The organism is Massilia sp. METH4 (assembly GCF_037094685.1).
In the GTDB taxonomy this organism is placed as follows: domain Bacteria; phylum Pseudomonadota; class Gammaproteobacteria; order Burkholderiales; family Burkholderiaceae_D; genus Rugamonas.
In genome coordinates this window covers 797,610-812,414 of record NZ_CP146614.1, presented here as the reverse complement: position 1 = coordinate 812,414, position 14,805 = coordinate 797,610, and the positions used below count along the sequence as shown (strand labels likewise).

The following is a 14,805-nucleotide window of genomic DNA, read 5'->3' as shown; positions in this document are numbered from 1 at the left end:
GCGGCCAGGCCGATGCCAACGGCGCGCGAAGTCGGCCGCGCCGGCGCCGCGGCCGTCACGATCCCTGCCCGGCACCCTTCGATCGCACCGGAATCGGCACGTTGCACAGGTCGACGTGGCCGGCCGCCACCTTCGTCCACGGGCCGCCGCGGTTGCGCGACGCTTCGGCGACCGCCTTGAAGCTGGCCGAGTCGGTGCGCATCACTTCGAGTTTGCTGCGCTGTTCCTCGGGCACATCGGCCGCCAGCTTCACGGATTTGATCGTCACGCGCTGCGCCGGGTCCTCATAGAAGCCCATCGCGCCGGGGCCGCGCGGCATCACGGCGAGGAGCGGCATGCCGTCGACGACGCGGCCGACGACGGTGATGTTGCGGTCCAGCTGGCGCGGCGCCTGGCCGATCACGGCATACAGCGCGCCGCCGTTGCCGCTGTCGGCGCCCACGTCGCGGCCCACGCCCACCATGCCGTAGCAGTGGGCCAGCCAGGCCTGGCCGGTCTTCGGGTCGCGCGCGGACGGGAAGCTGTTCGAATGGCCCACCTGCGGAGCGTAGCCGTCGCGGTCGGGCAGGCGAGTAAAGCTCCTGTCGTTCTTCAACGGAATCGTGAATTCACCGGCCAGCTTCGCCTTCGCCGTCTTCAATGGGCGCGGGTTCGCTTCATCGGGGTCGCCCCACTGCACCACGAAGTTGTCCTGCGCGCGCAGGATCGCCAGGCCGTCGAAATACCCCTCGCGCACCATCGCGCGGATATTGTCGGCATGGTTCGGCGCGTATACCGGAGCCAGCTCGATGACGACGCGCCCGGCCGGGAGCTCCAGGTACAGCGTGCTGGCCGGGTCGAGCGCGCGCCAGTGGCTGGCGGGCGACGCCTTGATTACGTCCGCCACCGTCGGCTTGGGTGGCAGTTCCTTCGCCGCCGAGGGCAGGGCGGCCAGCAGGGGAAGGCAATACAGGGGCCAGCGGGTCATGCGATCTCCAGGTTTGCTTGCTCAACCGAACCAGAAGATTGTAATCTTTTAAATTCACGTAATGAAAATATGTTGCCGCGGCCGGGGTATCCGGGCCCCCTCGCTGGTGTATGATTCCGCCGCAACCTTATAGGACTGATATGGAATTCGTTCAATTGATGGAGATGCTGGTTCACGTCGACAAGGCGCTGGACACGCTGATCGCGCAGTACGGCACCCTGGTTTATGCGATCCTGTTTGCCATCATCTTTTGTGAAACGGGACTCGTGGTCCTGTTCTTCTTCCCCGGCGACACCCTGCTCTTCATTGCAGGCGCGTTCTGCGCCACCGGCCACATGCATCTGGGCTTGCTGATCTTCCTGCTCGTCAGTGCGGCCGTGATCGGCAATACCACCAATTACTGGATCGGCGAAGCGATCGGCACCCGGGTCTTCACGCACGATTACCGCTGGCTCAACCGCGACGCGCTGCAGCGCACCCATAACTTCTTCGAGCGCCATGGCGGCAAGACGATCATCCTGGCCCGCTTCGTGCCTGTGGTGCGCACGTTCGCGCCCTTCGTTGCCGGGGTGTCGGACATGACATTCGCCCGCTTCCAGCTCTATAACATCACGGGCGCCGTGCTGTGGGTAGTGTCGCTGTGCGTGGCCGGTTACTTCTTCGGCAATATTCCCATGGTGCGCGACAACCTGACGACCATCGTGCTGATCGGCGTAGCCGTCGCCATCGTGCCCGTGGCGCTGGGCGGCGTGTGGAAGATGAGCCGCCGTATTCTTAACCGCTGATTTCTCTCAGGCAAAAACTTCTCAAGTTTTTCCGTACGGCATCCGTTAACCGGGGCAAGTCTGTTTTCTGCCCCGGATTGACATGCGCAAGCTGCTTGCCCTCATCGCGTGCTGCCTGGCCTTCGGCCCGGCGCTCGCCAACGAAACCCCGTCCAGGATCGCCGGTGTGGCGCCGTCGTCGCCCGCGCGCGAAGATGCGATGGGCATCGGCGACCCGAAGACCAAGCACGCCAAGCCGGGCCGCAAGCTTTCCGCCCAGGAGGAGGAAGAGCAGGCCGAAGCCGAGCTGTCCGCCCGGATTGCCGAGCGCCTCGCGCAGATGAAGGCCCGCCAGGCGGCCCGCGCGGTCGCCGCCGCCAAGGCGCGCAAGGAAGCGCAGGCCCGCGCCACCAAGGCGGCCTATACCGCCGCGCCGCCGTCGGCCCCCGCCAACGGTACGTTCTGGACCTACGAGGGTGAATTCGGCCCGGCCAACTGGAGCAAGATCAACGCCGCCTGGAACAAGTGCAATGGCGGCGACCGCCAGTCGCCGATCGATATCCGCGACGGCATCAAGGTGGACCTGGAGCAGATCTCCTTCGATTACCGGCCATCCGGCTTTTCCGTCACCGACAACGGCCATACCGTGCAGGTCGCGCTGGGCGCCGGCAATTTCCTGTCCGTGGCCGGCCGCACCTACGAGCTGCAGCAATTGCATTTCCACCGCCCGGCCGAGGAGCGCGTCAACGGCAAGACCTATGAAATGGGTATCCACCTGGTACACAAGGATATCGAGGGCCGCACCGCCGTGCTGGCGCTGATGCTGCAGCGCGGGCGCCCGCAGCCGGCCATCCAGACGGTGTGGAACAATTTGCCGCTGGAAAAGAAGGAAACGTTCACGCCGTCGATCGTGTTCAATCCGAACGACCTGCTGCCGGAACGGCGCGACTATTACACGTACATGGGTTCGCTCACGGAACCGCCGTGCACGGAAGGCGTGCTGTGGCTGGTGATGAAGGAGCCGGTACAGGCATCCGGCGAGCAGATGGCGCTGTTCTCGCGGCTGTATCCGTTGAACGCGCGGCCCGTGCAGGCCGCCGCGGGGCGGATGATCAAGGAATCGCAGTAACCGGTGCACGGCACCGGACGACCAGTTCTCTTAGTGGGGGAATTTTCAGGGCGCAGCGATGCGCCCGTTTTTTTGCGCTAAGATTTCCCGAAAAATGGGGACGTACCCCATTTTCTGGGCAATGTTTCCTAAAAAATGGGGTCTGTCCCCATTTTTCGAGCAACTTTCAGGCTTGGACGGTGATCGTATGCACGCCGGTCCACTCGCCGCCGGCGTCCAGCGGCTGCTTGTCGACGCGGGCAGGTTCGATGCAGACGAAGCGCTGCCATTCGTCGTCCCGCATGTCGGCCAGCTTGGCGGCGCCTTCCGCGCCGGGGTTCCAGACGACGAATTCGGTAAAGCCCTGCTGCGCGAGGCGCAGCGCGCCGGTGCCCGGTTGCAGCGTGACTTCGGCCGGGGCGGGGTAGATATTGTCCAGCGGCGGGCCGAAGTGCAGCGGCGATTCGCCCGGCAGGCCGGTCAACACCGTGCGCGTGAATTCGTCGACCTGGAAATACGTGTGCAGGGCGCAGGCGAAGTCGAACGGATCGGTGCCCGTATTGCGCACGTGGTAGCGCATTTCCAGCGCGTCGGGCCGCAGGGTGAAGCGCAGCGCCAGCGCGAACGGGTGGGGCCAGCCCTGTGCCAGCGCGGCCGGCACGTCCTCGTGCGTGAGCAGGAACTCGGCCCAGGCGGAGGCGCCGTCAATGCCGTGCTCGCCCAGCTTCCAGTGCGACAGCCGGGCCACGCCATGGCGCTGGCCGGTGCCGCGCGTGGAAAACTGCGGGAAGATCACGGGCACGCCGCCGCGGATCGCGGCGCTGCCGTCGCGCGGCGACGCTTCGCTCATGAACAGGCGTTCGCGGCCATCGGGCGTTTGCCATGACACCAGGTGCGCGCCGTACAGCGCGATGGTGGCGCGGGCGCCGTCCGGCGCGGTGATGGTCACGGCCGGGAGCTGGCCGAACGTCGTCGATTGCATGCGGTGGTCCTCAGGTCAGCCGGCTCTTGGCGAGCGGCGGGTTCTTGGCGAAATACGAGCGGATGCCGCGCACGATGGCGTCGGCGATCTGATCCTGGTAATTGTTGTCGTTCAGGCGCTCTTCCTCTTCCGGGTTCGAGATGAACGCGGTCTCGATGAGGATCGAGGGAATGTCCGGCGCCTTCAGCACGGCGAAGCCGGCCTGCTCGACGGCGTTCTTGTGCAGCTTGTTGACGCCGCCGATCTGCTGCAGCACGGCCTTGCCCACTTTCAGGCTGTCGTTGATCTGCGCCGTCGTCGACAGGTCGAACAGCACGCTGGCCAGCTGCGGATCGTGGCCGCCAGTGTTGGCGCCGCCGATCAGGTCGGCCTGGTTTTCCTTGTTCGCCAGCCAGCGCGCCGCCGACGAGCTGGCGCCCTTCTCGGACAGCACGAACACCGACGAGCCGCGCGCCGTGGGCTTCACGAACGCGTCCGCGTGGATCGACACGAACAGGTCGGCATCGACCTTGCGCGCCTTTTCCACGCGCTTGTTCAGTGGCACGAAGAAGTCGCCGTCGCGCGTGAGCATCACGCGCATGTTCGGGTGCTGTTCCAGCTTGGCCTTCAGGCGCTTGGCGATGGCCAGCACGATATCCTTCTCGCGGCTGCCGCGCGCGCCGATCGCGCCGGGGTCCTCGCCGCCATGGCCGGGGTCCAGCGCCACGGTGAGCATGCGCACCAGCTTTTCGTTCGGCTTCGCCGCCGGCGGCTTCGCTGGTTCCGTCTTCGCGATATCGGGCCGCGGCACGGCTTCGGAAGGCACGCCGGGCGCGGGGATCTTGTTGTCCGGCAGCGGCAGGCCGGGGGCGGGGTGCTGCTCGGCCACGTTCGGCTGGCCGACGGGCACGCCGTCGCTCGACCATTCGCCCTTTTCGATCATGGCCGCGATCGGGTCCACTTCCTGCACCGGGTACAGGTCGAAGATCAGGCGGTGCTTGTATTCGCCCACGGGCGCGAGCGTGAACACCTGCGGGCGGATTTCCTCCTTCAGGTCGAACACCAGCCGCACCACGCCCGGGCGGTTCTGGCCCACGCGCACCTGCTGGATGTAGGGATCGTTCGACTGGATCTTCGCCACCAGCGACTTGAGCTCGGGATTCAGGTCCAGGCCTTCGATGTCGACCACCAGGCGCTCGGGATTCTTGATGATGAAGTGCGAAGTCTTCAGGTCGGAATCGTTTTCCAGCGTGACGCGGGTGTAGTCGTCCGCCGGCCAGACGCGCACGGCGAGGATCTGGGCGGCGCGCGCGGGCAGCGGCGTCAGTACCGACAGCAACAGGGTGCCGCCGGCTTTCAGGAAGGTACGGCGGGTTGGACCGCGTCGATCGCCGGGCTGGTGCGGCATCAGAGGATCTGCGGGAAGTGGAGGCGTTGCAGGCATGACATACCTAATGCAGAGAACGCGTGCAATTCTACATCACGTCCTTCGCCGGCGACGGCAAGGGTGATGCGCAGGTCCGGCGGCGGCAGCACGCCTTCGGCTTTTTCCGGCCACTCGACGATGCAGATATTGTGGCCGTCGAAGTCTTCGCGAAAACCCGCGTCGAGGAATTCCTCGGGGCTGCCCATGCGGTACAGGTCGTAGTGGATGATATCGATCGGCCCGCTGTCGAGCGTCACATGATACGGTTCGGACAAGGTGTAGGTCGGGCTCTTCACGGTGCCGGCATGCCCGGCCGCGTGCAGCAGGGCGCGCGTGAGCGCCGTCTTGCCGGCGCCGAGGTCGCCGTGCAGGTGGATCGAGAGGCCGGGCAGCAGGGCGCGCGCCAGCGAAACGCCAAGGGCGGCCGTGTGGCTTTCATCGCGCAGGTGGGCTTTCATGGGTGGGATCGCATAAAATGGTGGATTGCCCCCGCATTGTACCGTCCGATGTCCCTGTCACCCGAAGTGTTGTCGTCACTTGCCGCCGCGATCAAGCGGTGGGGGAACGAGCTCGGCTTCGCCGAGGTGCGCATCGCCGACATCGACCTGGCGGCGGCCGAGCCGGGCCTGCAGGCGTGGCTCGACGCGGGCATGCATGGCGAAATGGATTACATGGCCGCGCACGGCATGAAGCGCGCGCGCCCGGCCGAGCTGGTGCCGGGCACCGTGCGCGCGATCACGGCGCGCATGGATTACCTGCCGGCGAGCCAGGATACGGACTGGCGCGCGCGCGAGCGCGCCCGGCTGGAAGACCCGACCGCCGCCGTCGTCTCCGTCTATGCCCGCGGGCGCGATTACCACAAGGTGCTGCGCGCCCGGCTGCAACAGCTGGCCGACCGCGTCAGGAACGAAATCGGCGAGTTCGGCTACCGCGTCTTCACCGATTCCGCGCCCGTGATGGAACTGCCGCTGGCGGAAAAGTCCGGGCTGGGCTGGCGCGGCAAGCACACGCTGCTGATCAACCGCGATGCCGGCTCGATGTTCTTCATGGGCGAGATCCTCGTCGATCTGCCGCTGCCGGTCGACCCGCCCACGGGGGCGCACTGCGGCCAGTGCAGCGCCTGCATCACGGCGTGTCCGACGGGCGCCATCCTCGGCCCTGGCCGCCTCGATGCGCGGCGTTGCATTTCCTACCTGACGATCGAGCTGAAAGGCGGCATCCCGGAAGAACTGCGGCCGCTGCTGGGCAACCGCGTCTACGGCTGCGACGATTGCCAGACCGCCTGCCCGTGGAACAAGTTTGCCCGGCGCGCCACGCTGCCCGATTTCGACGAGCGCCACGGCCTGGGTCGCGCCGGCATGGTGGAGCTGTTCGGCTGGAGCGAAGAGGAATTCAATCGTAAGATGGAGGGCAGCCCGATCCGGCGCATCGGCCACGAGCGCTGGCTGCGCAACCTGGCCGTAGGCCTGGGCAATGCCGCCGCGCTGGGGGGGCGGGGCGATCCCGCCATCGTCGCCGCGTTACAGGCGCGGTGCGATCATCCCTCGGAGCTGGTGCGCGAGCACGTCAGCTGGGCACTCGCGCGGCACCAGGCTTGAGCTGCCATTGGCCCTTGCGTCGTGCCGCCCGCAGCAGCACGACGGCGGCGGCGCCCCAGGCAAGCACGGTCACGATCGACCCTTCGATACCGTAGGCGCCGCCGCTCAGCCATTCGGGCCCGCTGGCGGTGACCTGGATCCAGCCGTGCGCCGCATGGCCCGAGACGGGGATCGAGAACACGGCATCGAACAGATAATTCCATGCGAAGTGCATGCCGACCGGCACCCACAGCCGGCGCGTGGCGAGGTAGCCGGCCGACAGCGCGGCCGATGCCGCGGCCGTGGCCAGCATGCCCAGCACGCTGATGTGTTCACTCGGCAGGTGGGCGGCGACGAAGAGCAGGGTCGACACCACCAGCGCGGCGGTCGTGCCCCACGCTTTTTCCAGCAGCCGGTACAGCACGGCGCGGAACAGGATTTCTTCCATGAAGGCCACGAACACCTGCTCGGGGAACGGCTTGAACAGCGCGCTCCAATGCTCGGTCCCCGTATAGGTGTAGATGCCGCCGGCCAGCAGCGGCACGCTGCAGCCGACCATCAGCAAGGCGCCCAGCCCCAGGCCGGCACCGAGTTCACGCCCGGCGCCGGCCAGCGTCAGTTCGGACACTTCGCGCTTCTCGATCTTGCGTACGTACAGCCGGTAGCCGGCCACGATGGCACAGGCGGCCAGCAGCAGCGGCCACCCGGTGCGGTACGGCTTCGGCACGAGCTCGGACAGGCCAAGCACCAAGAACATCGGCAGCAGTACCGACAGGATGCCCAGCAGGGTGCGGACGAAACCGTTGGCCAGCAGGCGGGCACCCAGCGACGGGCGGGATGGTGCGGAAAGCGATGCCGTGTTCATGTTTCCTCCTTGTGGTCTTGTAGTGTCAGGCGTTCCCGCGCGGCGCGGATGCGCGCGCCGAACGGCTGGCATTGCAGTGCTTCGATCGCGTGCGCGAGCGTGGCGGACAGCGGATACGGCAGGTCGGCATCGAGACTGGCCGCCGCGGCGCTGGTGGCAGCCCAGCAGCGTTGCAAGTGCGGCAGCAGGTCCCGGCCCCGTTCCGACAGGCGTACCAGCTTTTGCCGCGCATCGCCCGGCGCCGGCATCGTGGCGACCAGGTCTTCCTTCAGCATCAGCGCCACGGTTTGCGTGGCCGCCGGCTGCGTGATGCCGGCCGCTTCCGCGATCTGCCCCACCGTGCGCGGCGTGCCTTCGGCCAGCGCGCGCATCACCGGCGTGTAGCGCGGGCGGTAGTCGATGCCGGCTTCCACGTAGGAAGCGGCCACGGCGCCGTCGAGCAATTCGATCAGGTGTCGCAATTGGGTTCCGAGTCCTTGTTTCATGGACCGATAATTACATAAGTGCTTATGTATATCAATACGCGCCGTGCGCCATGGGCGAAATATTTCGTGCAACCGGGGACGGTCCCCGTTGTGGGAAAGCCACTAAAAAAAGCGGGGACTGTCCCCGTTGTGGGAAAACCACGTAAATGAACGGGGACTGTCCCCGTTGTGGAAAACATACGTCAAGTTTCGTCGCCGAGCAGGCTGTCCAGCGCGCCGCGCGGGTCGCGCAGGAAGTCGAGGGTGACCTGGTAATGTTCGGTGTCTTCGTAGTCCGTGCGCCGCAGGCCGTCCGGCAGGCAGGCGTAGATGCGCGCGTCCGGGTAGGCCATCAGGATCGGGGAGTGGGTGGCGATGATGAATTGCGAGCCGGCCTTCACGAGGCGGTGGATCTGCTGCAGGGCCGCGAGCTGGCGCTGGGGGGAGAGGGCCGCTTCCGGCTCGTCCAGCACATACAGGCCCTGGCCGCCGAAGCGCCGGGTCAGCAGGGTCATGAACGATTCCCCGTGCGACTGTTCGTGCAGCGAATGGCCGCCATAGGAGTCGATCACGGGCGGACCGCCGGCGGGATCCTCGTCGAGCCGTTCGATCTCCGTGGCCACGTTGAAGAAGCTCTCGGCGCGCAGGAACCAGCCATCGCGCGGCTTGCGGTAGCCGCGGCTGATGCGCACGTATTCATGCAATGGCGAATGCGAGGCGCGGGTGTCGAACCGAAAATTGCGGCTGCCGCCCTCGGCGTTGTAGCCCAGCGCGACGGCGATCGCTTCCAGCAGGGTCGACTTGCCGCTGCCGTTCTCGCCCACGATGAAGGTCACGGCCGGGTGGAAGGTCAGCACGTCGAGGTGCTTCACCGCCGGCAGCGAAAAGGGGTAGCGGTCGAAGCCGGGCACGGCCTCGCGCCGCAGGGTCATGCTGATCGCGAAGTTGCGCGACAGCGCCACGTTACTTGAGCAGGCCGGCCAGTTCCACGGCCGTCTTGACCTGCATCTTGTCGAAGATATGGGCGCGGTGTACCTCGACCGTGCGCATGCTGATGCCCAGCTCGTCCGCCACCACCTTGTTCATCTTGCCGGCCAGGATCAGGTCCAGTACTTCGCGCTCGCGGGTCGACAGCGTGGCCAGGCGCGCGTGCACGGCCGCGTGGGCGCTGGCCTGTTGCGAGCGGGCCAGCCCTTCCTGCACCCGGTCCATCAACTGGTTGTCGTTGAACGGCTTCTCGAAGAAGTCGAAGGCGCCGCGTTTCAAGGTGTCGACGGCCATCGGCACGTCGCCGTGGCCGGTCAGGAAGATCACCGGCAGCCGCTGCGCCAACCCGCGCGCGTGCAGCTGGTCGAACACGGCCACGCCGTTCATGTCCGGCATGCGTACGTCCAGCAGCACGCAGTCGCCGGCCGGGTCGAACTGGCCTGCTTCCACGTAGGCCAGGAACTTGGCGCCGCGATCGTAGGTGGCGGCGGGAATGGCGCGCGAGGAGGCCAGCCACGACAGCGAGTCGCGCACCACTTCTTCATCGTCGACGATATGCAGCATAAGATTTCTCCGTAAAACACTACTGGCTTGAGGCTGCGGCGTGGCTGGAAGCCGGCAGCGTGAAGGTGAATATGGTACCGCCTTGCGGGTTGTCCCGGTGTGTCAGCGTGCCGCCGTGGAATTCGATCGCCGTGCGGCAGATGTTCAGGCCCATGCCCATGCCTTGCGCCTTGGTCGAGAAGAACGGCGAGAACAGGCGCTCGGCCACGTCCTGCGGGATGCCGTGGCCATTGTCGATCACGCTGACGACGACCTGGCCGGCGGCCGCATCGTGGTGCGCCGCCACGCGCAGCACACGCCGCCCCGGCGACACTCCGGCCATGGCCTCGATGGCATTGCGCGTGAGGTTGAGCAACACCTGCTCGATCATGATGCGGTCGGCCCGCACCAGCGGCAGGTTGCCCGGAATGGCGGTCTGGAACGACACCTGGTGGGGCCGCGCCTGCAGCTCGATGAGGGCTCGGATGCTGTCGATCATCGTTGCCAGTTCCACGTCGTGCCGCTCGGTCTCGCGCTTGCGCACGAATTCATGCACGCTCTTGATGATCTGCCCGGCGCGGCGCGCCTGCGTGCCGGCCTGTTCCAGCGCCGGTTTCAGCTTGGCGGGATCGACGTCGGGCCGGGCCAGCAGGTTCAGCGCGCCCGTCGTGTAGCTGGAGATCGCGGCCAGCGGCTGGTTCAGCTCATGGGCCAGCATCGAGGCGATCTCGCCCATCGTGGCAAGGCGGCTCGATGCCTGCAGCTTTTCCTGGTGCTCGCGGTTCAGTTCCTCGATGCGCTTGCGGTCGCTGATATCGAGGATGGAACCCATCCAGCCCGTGTGGCGGCCTTCGTTGTCGACCAGCGGCGCCTCGAAGATGAGCACCGGAATGCGGGTGCCGTCCGGGCGCTGGAAGATCGTTTCGAACTGCGGCGTCACGGTACCTTGCAGCACGTTCTGCAGCCGGTGCTGGTACTCGGCCATCACCTCGGGTGCCCAGTAGGGCATCGGCGGCGAGCGGCCCACCAGTTCGTCTTCGCTGTAGCCCACCATGTGGCAGAAGGCCGGGTTCACATAGGTGATGCGGCCTTCCAGGTCGCGCGCGCGCAAGCCGGTGACGAGCGAATTTTCCATCGCCGTGCGAAACGCCATCTGCTGGCGCAGCGCCTCTTCGGCTTCCAGCCGGCGCGAGATATGCCCCCACAGCGCCAGCAGGCTCCACAGCAGGGCCAGCGCCAGCACGATCACCGAGCCCACCAGCAGGTTCGGCAGCAGTTTCGGCGCAGTCTTCACGCTGTCCGTCATCAGCGTGATGGTGGCACCGGGGAGGTCCAGTGCGCGCTTGTGCGTGTACACGCCGTGGCCAGGCCCGGCGGCGGCGCGGCGCGCCAGGATACGGTCGTCGCGGTCCAGCAGCGTCACCTGGTTGTCCTGGGCGAACCACCACGGCACCATCTCTTCCAGGATCGCCGACAGCTGGTACGTTCCCACCAGCGTGCCCAGGTAGGTGGCGCCCCGGTACAGCGGATAGTGATAGTCCATCATCATGGCACCGGGCGTGCCCGCCGGATTGCGCGTCTCGGGCGACGGTTCGCTGTACACGCCATCACGGCTGAGCCGCGCGCGCTCGGCCGCTTCCCGCGAAGCGGCTGACAGCGTGGCCACCGGCAGGGGCGCCTCCTCGCTCGAGGCGGCCACCTCGCCCTCGGGCGTTACCCACATGACCCGCTTCAGCTCCAGGCCCGTCCTCAGCTCGTTGGCCATGCGCTCGTGCAGGCGTTCGACCGTGGCGCCGGCCAGGATTTCGTTGGCCACGCTTTTCAGGTCTTCCTCGTGGCGGCCTAGCTGGAAGCGGATGGTCTGCTCGACCCACAGCGTGTCGGCGATCAGTTGCTCCTGCCGCTCGTTGCTTTCCATCTGGCGCGCCTGCCATGGCAGCCAGATCAGGATCGCCAGGAACAGCAGCACCAGCACCACTGGCAACAGCCAGCGCGCGGAATTCGGGAACGGCAGGCGCGCCGCCATGGAACGAAGGGATGTCATTGTCGGAGAGTAACCAATCCGGCCCGGCGGACTATTGTGGTTTTCCACAGTTGCCCCTTGCGATGTCGTTCTACAGAATGGAACAGCAAGAATAATAAATGCAACTTCTAATTGGGGACACACATGAAGCTGAAGACCATCCTGGTCGCGCTCGCCGCGACCGCCTGCATCACCTCCAACGCCTGGGCCCAGGCACCGATCGTCATCAAGTTCAGCCACGTCGTGGCCACGGATACGCCGAAAGGCCAGGCCGCGGCACGCTTCAAGCAGTTGGCCGAGCGCGCCACCAATGGCCGCGTGAAGGTCGAGGTGTACCCGAACAGCCAGCTGTACAAGGACAAGGAAGAACTCGAGGCGCTGCAATTGGGTGCCGTGCAGATGCTGGCTCCCTCGCTGGCCAAGTTCGGCCCGCTTGGTGTAAAGGAATTCGAGGTTTTCGACCTGCCGTATGCGTTCCCCACCAAGCAGGCGCTGTACAACGTGACCGAAGGGCCGATCGGCAAGGGCTTGCTGAAGAAGCTCGAATCCAAGGGCATCACGGGCCTGGCGTACTGGGATAACGGCTTCAAGATCATGTCGGCCAACAAGCCGCTGTACACCCCGGCCGATTTCCGCGGCCTGAAGATGCGCATCCAGTCGTCGAAGGTGCTCGACGCGCAGATGCGCGCGCTGGGCGCCAACCCGCAGGTGCTGGCGTTCTCCGAGGTGTACCAGGCGCTGCAGACGGGCGTGGTGGACGGCACCGAGAACCCGCCGTCGAACATGTACACGCAGAAGATGCACGAGGTGCAGAAGTACGCCACGGTCTCGAACCACGGCTACCTGGGCTACGCGGTCATCGTCAACAAGAAGTTCTGGGATGGCTTGCCGGCCGATATCCGCACCGCCCTGGAAGGCGCGATGCGCGAAGCCACCACGTATGAAAAGGCCATCGCCCAGCGCGACAACGACATGGCGCTGGAAGCCATGAAGAAGTCCGGCCGCACCCAGTTCATCACCCTTAATGCGCAGCAGCAGGCCGCGTGGAAGAACGCGCTGATGCCGGTGCACAAGCAGATGCAAAGCCGCATCGGCGCCGACCTCGTCAACGCGATCGCCAAGGAAGGCGCGAAGTAATCGCCCGCGGGGCGGCGTCCTGCCGCCCCGTTGTTCCGATGTGCCGGCCGCCCTGGCCGGAATCCGAAAGCTACCCCATGAAATTCCTGGATCACCTGGAAGAGTGGCTCATTGCGTTCTTGATGGGCGCGGCCACCTTCATCATCTTCGTGGCGGTCGTGCACCGCTACCTGTCCGGCCTGCCGATCCCCTGGCTGCAGGACGAACTCATTCAAATCAATACCAGCTGGGCGCAGGAGCTGTGCATCTACATGTTCGTGTGGATGGCCAAGTTCGGCGCCGCCTATGGCGTGCGCACCGGCATCCACGTGGGCGTGGACGTGGTGATCAACCGCCTCGATACGCCGTGGCGCAACAAGTTCATCGTGTTCGGCCTGCTGGCCGGCGCGCTGTTTACCGGCATCGTGGGCGCGCTGGGCGCGACGTTCGTGTGGGAAATCGGGCATACCGAGCAGACGTCGGCCGACCTGGAAGTGCCGATGTGGCTCGTCTACCTGGCCGTGCCGGCCGGGTCCTGGCTGATGTGCTTCCGCTTCCTCCAGGTGATGGTCAACTTCATCCGCACCGGCGAACTGCCGAAACATGACCATGCCCACGTCGAGGGGCTTGACGACGAACTGGGAGCGAAGGCATGAACGCGCTGATCATTTTCACCCTGCTGCTGGTGCTGATGCTGACCGGCATGCCCATCTCGATTTCGCTGGGCCTCACGGTGCTCACGTTCCTGTTCACGATGACGGAAGTGCCGATCGAATCGGTGGCCCTCAAGCTGTTCACCGGCATCGAGAAGTTCGAGATCATGGCCATTCCGTTCTTCATCCTGGCGGGCAATTTCCTCACGCATGGCGGCGTGGCGCGGCGCATGATCAATTTCGCCACGTCGATGGTGGGCCACTGGCACGGCGGGCTCGCCCTGGCCGGCGTGCTGGCCTGCGCGCTGTTCGCGGCCGTCTCCGGCTCCAGCCCGGCCACCGTGGTGGCGATCGGCTCGATCATCCTGCCGGCCATGGTCAAGCAGGGCTTCCCGAAGCGTTTCGGCGCCGGCGTGATCACCACCTCGGGCGCGCTGGGCATCCTCATCCCGCCATCGATCGTAATGGTGATGTATTCGGTGACGACCAATACCTCGGTGGGTGCGCTGTTCATGGCCGGCGTGGTGCCCGGCATCATGCTGGCCTTCCTGCTGGGGCTGACGACGTGGGTGCTGGCGAAGAAGCGCGGCTATCCGCGCATGCGCAAAGCCACCTGGGGCGAGCGATTCGCGGCATTCCGCAAGAGCGCGTGGGGCCTGCTGCTGATCCTGATCGTGATGGGTGGCATCTACACCGGCATGTTCACGCCGACCGAGGCGGCGGCAATGGCGGCCGTGTATGCGTTCATCATCGCCGTGTTCGTCTACAAGGACCTGAAGCTGAGCCAGGTGGGCAAGGTGCTGCTCGATTCCGCGTCCATGTCGGCCATGCTGCTGTACATCATCACCAATGCCGTGCTGTTCTCCTTCCTGATGACCAGCGAGAACATCCCACAGGAAATGGCCGCCTGGCTGACGGCGCAGGGCCTGGGACCGATCGCCTTCCTGCTGGTGGTTAACCTGATCTTGCTGGCGGCGGGCAACTTCATGGAACCGTCGTCGATCGTGCTGATCATGGCGCCGATCCTGTTCCCCGTGGCGGTCGCGCTCGGCATCAATCCGATCCACTTCGGCATCCTCATCGTGGTGAACATGGAAGTGGGCATGTGCCACCCGCCGGTGGGCCTGAACCTGTATGTCGCCTCCGGCATCACGAAGATGGGCATCTCCGAACTGACCGTGGCGGTGATGCCGTGGCTGCTGACGATGCTGGCCTTCCTCGGCGTGGTGACCTACGTGCCGGAGATTTCGCTGTGGCTGCCGAGGCTGGTGTACGGCGCTGTGTGACACGCTGTGTGACAAATCGATGACGCGTTTACCAAACTTTCGTAAACATTGCCACACTTTATTTA

General features: G+C 65.7%; 15 protein-coding genes. 6 read left to right on the top strand and 9 right to left on the bottom strand.

Annotation, left to right across the window (positions count from 1 at the left end; all coding sequences use genetic code 11):
- Nucleotides 1–55: 55 nt before the first annotated feature.
- Nucleotides 56–967, bottom strand: coding sequence for a peptidylprolyl isomerase (locus tag V6Z91_RS03575; protein ID WP_338766753.1), 912 nt, complete (start codon nucleotides 965–967; stop codon nucleotides 56–58).
- Between the two features lie 140 nt (nucleotides 968–1,107).
- On the opposite strand from V6Z91_RS03575, the gene V6Z91_RS03570 reads away from it, so the two are divergent.
- Together V6Z91_RS03570 and V6Z91_RS03565 are read left to right on the top strand one after the other, a co-directional pair.
- Nucleotides 1,108–1,752 (top strand): VTT domain-containing protein, encoded by a 645-nt coding sequence (locus V6Z91_RS03570; protein ID WP_338766751.1) that lies wholly within the window; start codon nucleotides 1,108–1,110, stop codon nucleotides 1,750–1,752.
- A gap of 82 nt (nucleotides 1,753–1,834) precedes the next feature.
- Nucleotides 1,835–2,860 (top strand): carbonic anhydrase family protein, encoded by a 1,026-nt coding sequence (locus tag V6Z91_RS03565; protein ID WP_338766749.1) that lies wholly within the window; start codon nucleotides 1,835–1,837, stop codon nucleotides 2,858–2,860.
- 166 nt (nucleotides 2,861–3,026) lie between these two features.
- Here V6Z91_RS03565 and V6Z91_RS03560 read toward each other — a convergent pair whose 3' ends face one another.
- The 3 genes from V6Z91_RS03560 to tsaE are packed head-to-tail and all read right to left on the bottom strand — an operon-like array spanning nucleotide 3,027 to nucleotide 5,684.
- On the bottom strand, nucleotides 3,027–3,821 hold the full coding sequence (locus tag V6Z91_RS03560; RefSeq protein ID WP_338766747.1) for a D-hexose-6-phosphate mutarotase: 795 nt from the start codon (nucleotides 3,819–3,821) through the stop codon (nucleotides 3,027–3,029).
- 10 nt (nucleotides 3,822–3,831) lie between these two features.
- The gene (locus tag V6Z91_RS03555) at nucleotides 3,832–5,208 is read right to left on the bottom strand and encodes an N-acetylmuramoyl-L-alanine amidase (protein WP_338766745.1); all 1,377 of its coding nucleotides are present in this window, start codon (nucleotides 5,206–5,208) and stop codon (nucleotides 3,832–3,834) included.
- A complete protein-coding gene (gene tsaE / locus V6Z91_RS03550; protein WP_338766744.1) occupies nucleotides 5,208–5,684 on the bottom strand; it encodes a tRNA (adenosine(37)-N6)-threonylcarbamoyltransferase complex ATPase subunit type 1 TsaE in 477 nt (158 codons plus the stop codon). Before tsaE ends, V6Z91_RS03555 begins: the two co-directional genes overlap by 1 nt.
- 48 nt (nucleotides 5,685–5,732) lie before the next feature.
- On the opposite strand from tsaE, the gene queG reads away from it, so the two are divergent.
- The gene (gene queG, locus V6Z91_RS03545; protein WP_338766742.1) at nucleotides 5,733–6,824 is read left to right on the top strand and encodes a tRNA epoxyqueuosine(34) reductase QueG; all 1,092 of its coding nucleotides are present in this window, start codon (nucleotides 5,733–5,735) and stop codon (nucleotides 6,822–6,824) included.
- Here queG and V6Z91_RS03540 read toward each other — a convergent pair.
- The 5 genes from V6Z91_RS03540 to V6Z91_RS03520 form a co-directional block, all read right to left on the bottom strand.
- Nucleotides 6,793–7,668 carry a CPBP family intramembrane glutamic endopeptidase gene (locus tag V6Z91_RS03540; RefSeq protein WP_338766740.1) on the bottom strand — a complete coding sequence of 292 codons (876 nt, stop codon included), beginning with the start codon at nucleotides 7,666–7,668 and terminating at the stop codon, nucleotides 6,793–6,795. The two genes, queG and V6Z91_RS03540, sit on opposite strands and share 32 nt — an antisense overlap.
- On the bottom strand, nucleotides 7,665–8,129 hold the full coding sequence (locus tag V6Z91_RS03535; RefSeq protein WP_338766738.1) for a MarR family transcriptional regulator: 465 nt from the start codon (nucleotides 8,127–8,129) through the stop codon (nucleotides 7,665–7,667). Before V6Z91_RS03535 ends, V6Z91_RS03540 begins: the two co-directional genes overlap by 4 nt.
- A 206-nt stretch (nucleotides 8,130–8,335) precedes the next feature.
- Nucleotides 8,336–9,064 carry an AAA family ATPase gene (locus V6Z91_RS03530; protein WP_338766736.1) on the bottom strand — a complete coding sequence of 243 codons (729 nt, stop codon included), beginning with the start codon at nucleotides 9,062–9,064 and terminating at the stop codon, nucleotides 8,336–8,338.
- Between the two features lie 31 nt (nucleotides 9,065–9,095).
- On the bottom strand, nucleotides 9,096–9,683 hold the full coding sequence (locus V6Z91_RS03525) for a response regulator (RefSeq protein WP_338766734.1): 588 nt from the start codon (nucleotides 9,681–9,683) through the stop codon (nucleotides 9,096–9,098).
- Between the two features lie 19 nt (nucleotides 9,684–9,702).
- Entirely contained in the window at nucleotides 9,703–11,706 is a 2,004-nt protein-coding gene (locus tag V6Z91_RS03520) for a PAS domain S-box protein (protein ID WP_338766733.1), read from the bottom strand.
- A gap of 123 nt (nucleotides 11,707–11,829) precedes the next feature.
- Between V6Z91_RS03520 and V6Z91_RS03515 the strand changes: the two genes are divergently transcribed.
- The 3 genes from V6Z91_RS03515 to V6Z91_RS03505 all read left to right on the top strand — a co-directional run bounded on the left by V6Z91_RS03515 (nucleotide 11,830) and on the right by V6Z91_RS03505 (nucleotide 14,740).
- Entirely contained in the window at nucleotides 11,830–12,822 is a 993-nt protein-coding gene (locus V6Z91_RS03515) for a TRAP transporter substrate-binding protein (RefSeq protein WP_338766731.1), read from the top strand.
- Between the two features lie 77 nt (nucleotides 12,823–12,899).
- On the top strand, nucleotides 12,900–13,457 hold the full coding sequence (locus V6Z91_RS03510) for a TRAP transporter small permease (RefSeq protein ID WP_338766728.1): 558 nt from the start codon (nucleotides 12,900–12,902) through the stop codon (nucleotides 13,455–13,457).
- Nucleotides 13,454–14,740, top strand: coding sequence for a TRAP transporter large permease subunit (locus V6Z91_RS03505; RefSeq protein ID WP_338766725.1), 1,287 nt, complete (start codon nucleotides 13,454–13,456; stop codon nucleotides 14,738–14,740). The genes V6Z91_RS03510 and V6Z91_RS03505 overlap by 4 nt, the downstream gene beginning before the upstream one ends.
- Nucleotides 14,741–14,805: the final 65 nt, after the last annotated feature.

Bases quoted from the DNA above. Each gene is read 5' to 3' on its own strand.
- V6Z91_RS03540 (WP_338766740.1), bottom strand. From the start codon at position 7,668: ATGAACACGGCATCGCTTTCCGCACCATCCCGCCCGTCGCTGGGTGCC.
- V6Z91_RS03515 (WP_338766731.1), top strand. From the start codon at position 11,830: ATGAAGCTGAAGACCATCCTGGTCGCGCTCGCCGCGACCGCCTGCATC.
- tsaE (WP_338766744.1), bottom strand. From the start codon at position 5,684: ATGAAAGCCCACCTGCGCGATGAAAGCCACACGGCCGCCCTTGGCGTT.
- V6Z91_RS03560 (WP_338766747.1), bottom strand. From the start codon at position 3,821: ATGCAATCGACGACGTTCGGCCAGCTCCCGGCCGTGACCATCACCGCG.
- V6Z91_RS03555 (WP_338766745.1), bottom strand. From the start codon at position 5,208: ATGCCGCACCAGCCCGGCGATCGACGCGGTCCAACCCGCCGTACCTTC.
- V6Z91_RS03525 (WP_338766734.1), bottom strand. From the start codon at position 9,683: ATGCTGCATATCGTCGACGATGAAGAAGTGGTGCGCGACTCGCTGTCG.
- V6Z91_RS03505 (WP_338766725.1), top strand. From the start codon at position 13,454: ATGAACGCGCTGATCATTTTCACCCTGCTGCTGGTGCTGATGCTGACC.
- V6Z91_RS03510 (WP_338766728.1), top strand. From the start codon at position 12,900: ATGAAATTCCTGGATCACCTGGAAGAGTGGCTCATTGCGTTCTTGATG.
- V6Z91_RS03570 (WP_338766751.1), top strand. From the start codon at position 1,108: ATGGAATTCGTTCAATTGATGGAGATGCTGGTTCACGTCGACAAGGCG.
- V6Z91_RS03520 (WP_338766733.1), bottom strand. From the start codon at position 11,706: ATGACATCCCTTCGTTCCATGGCGGCGCGCCTGCCGTTCCCGAATTCC.
- queG (WP_338766742.1), top strand. From the start codon at position 5,733: ATGTCCCTGTCACCCGAAGTGTTGTCGTCACTTGCCGCCGCGATCAAG.
- V6Z91_RS03530 (WP_338766736.1), bottom strand. From the start codon at position 9,064: ATGACCCTGCGGCGCGAGGCCGTGCCCGGCTTCGACCGCTACCCCTTT.
- V6Z91_RS03575 (WP_338766753.1), bottom strand. From the start codon at position 967: ATGACCCGCTGGCCCCTGTATTGCCTTCCCCTGCTGGCCGCCCTGCCC.
- V6Z91_RS03565 (WP_338766749.1), top strand. From the start codon at position 1,835: ATGCGCAAGCTGCTTGCCCTCATCGCGTGCTGCCTGGCCTTCGGCCCG.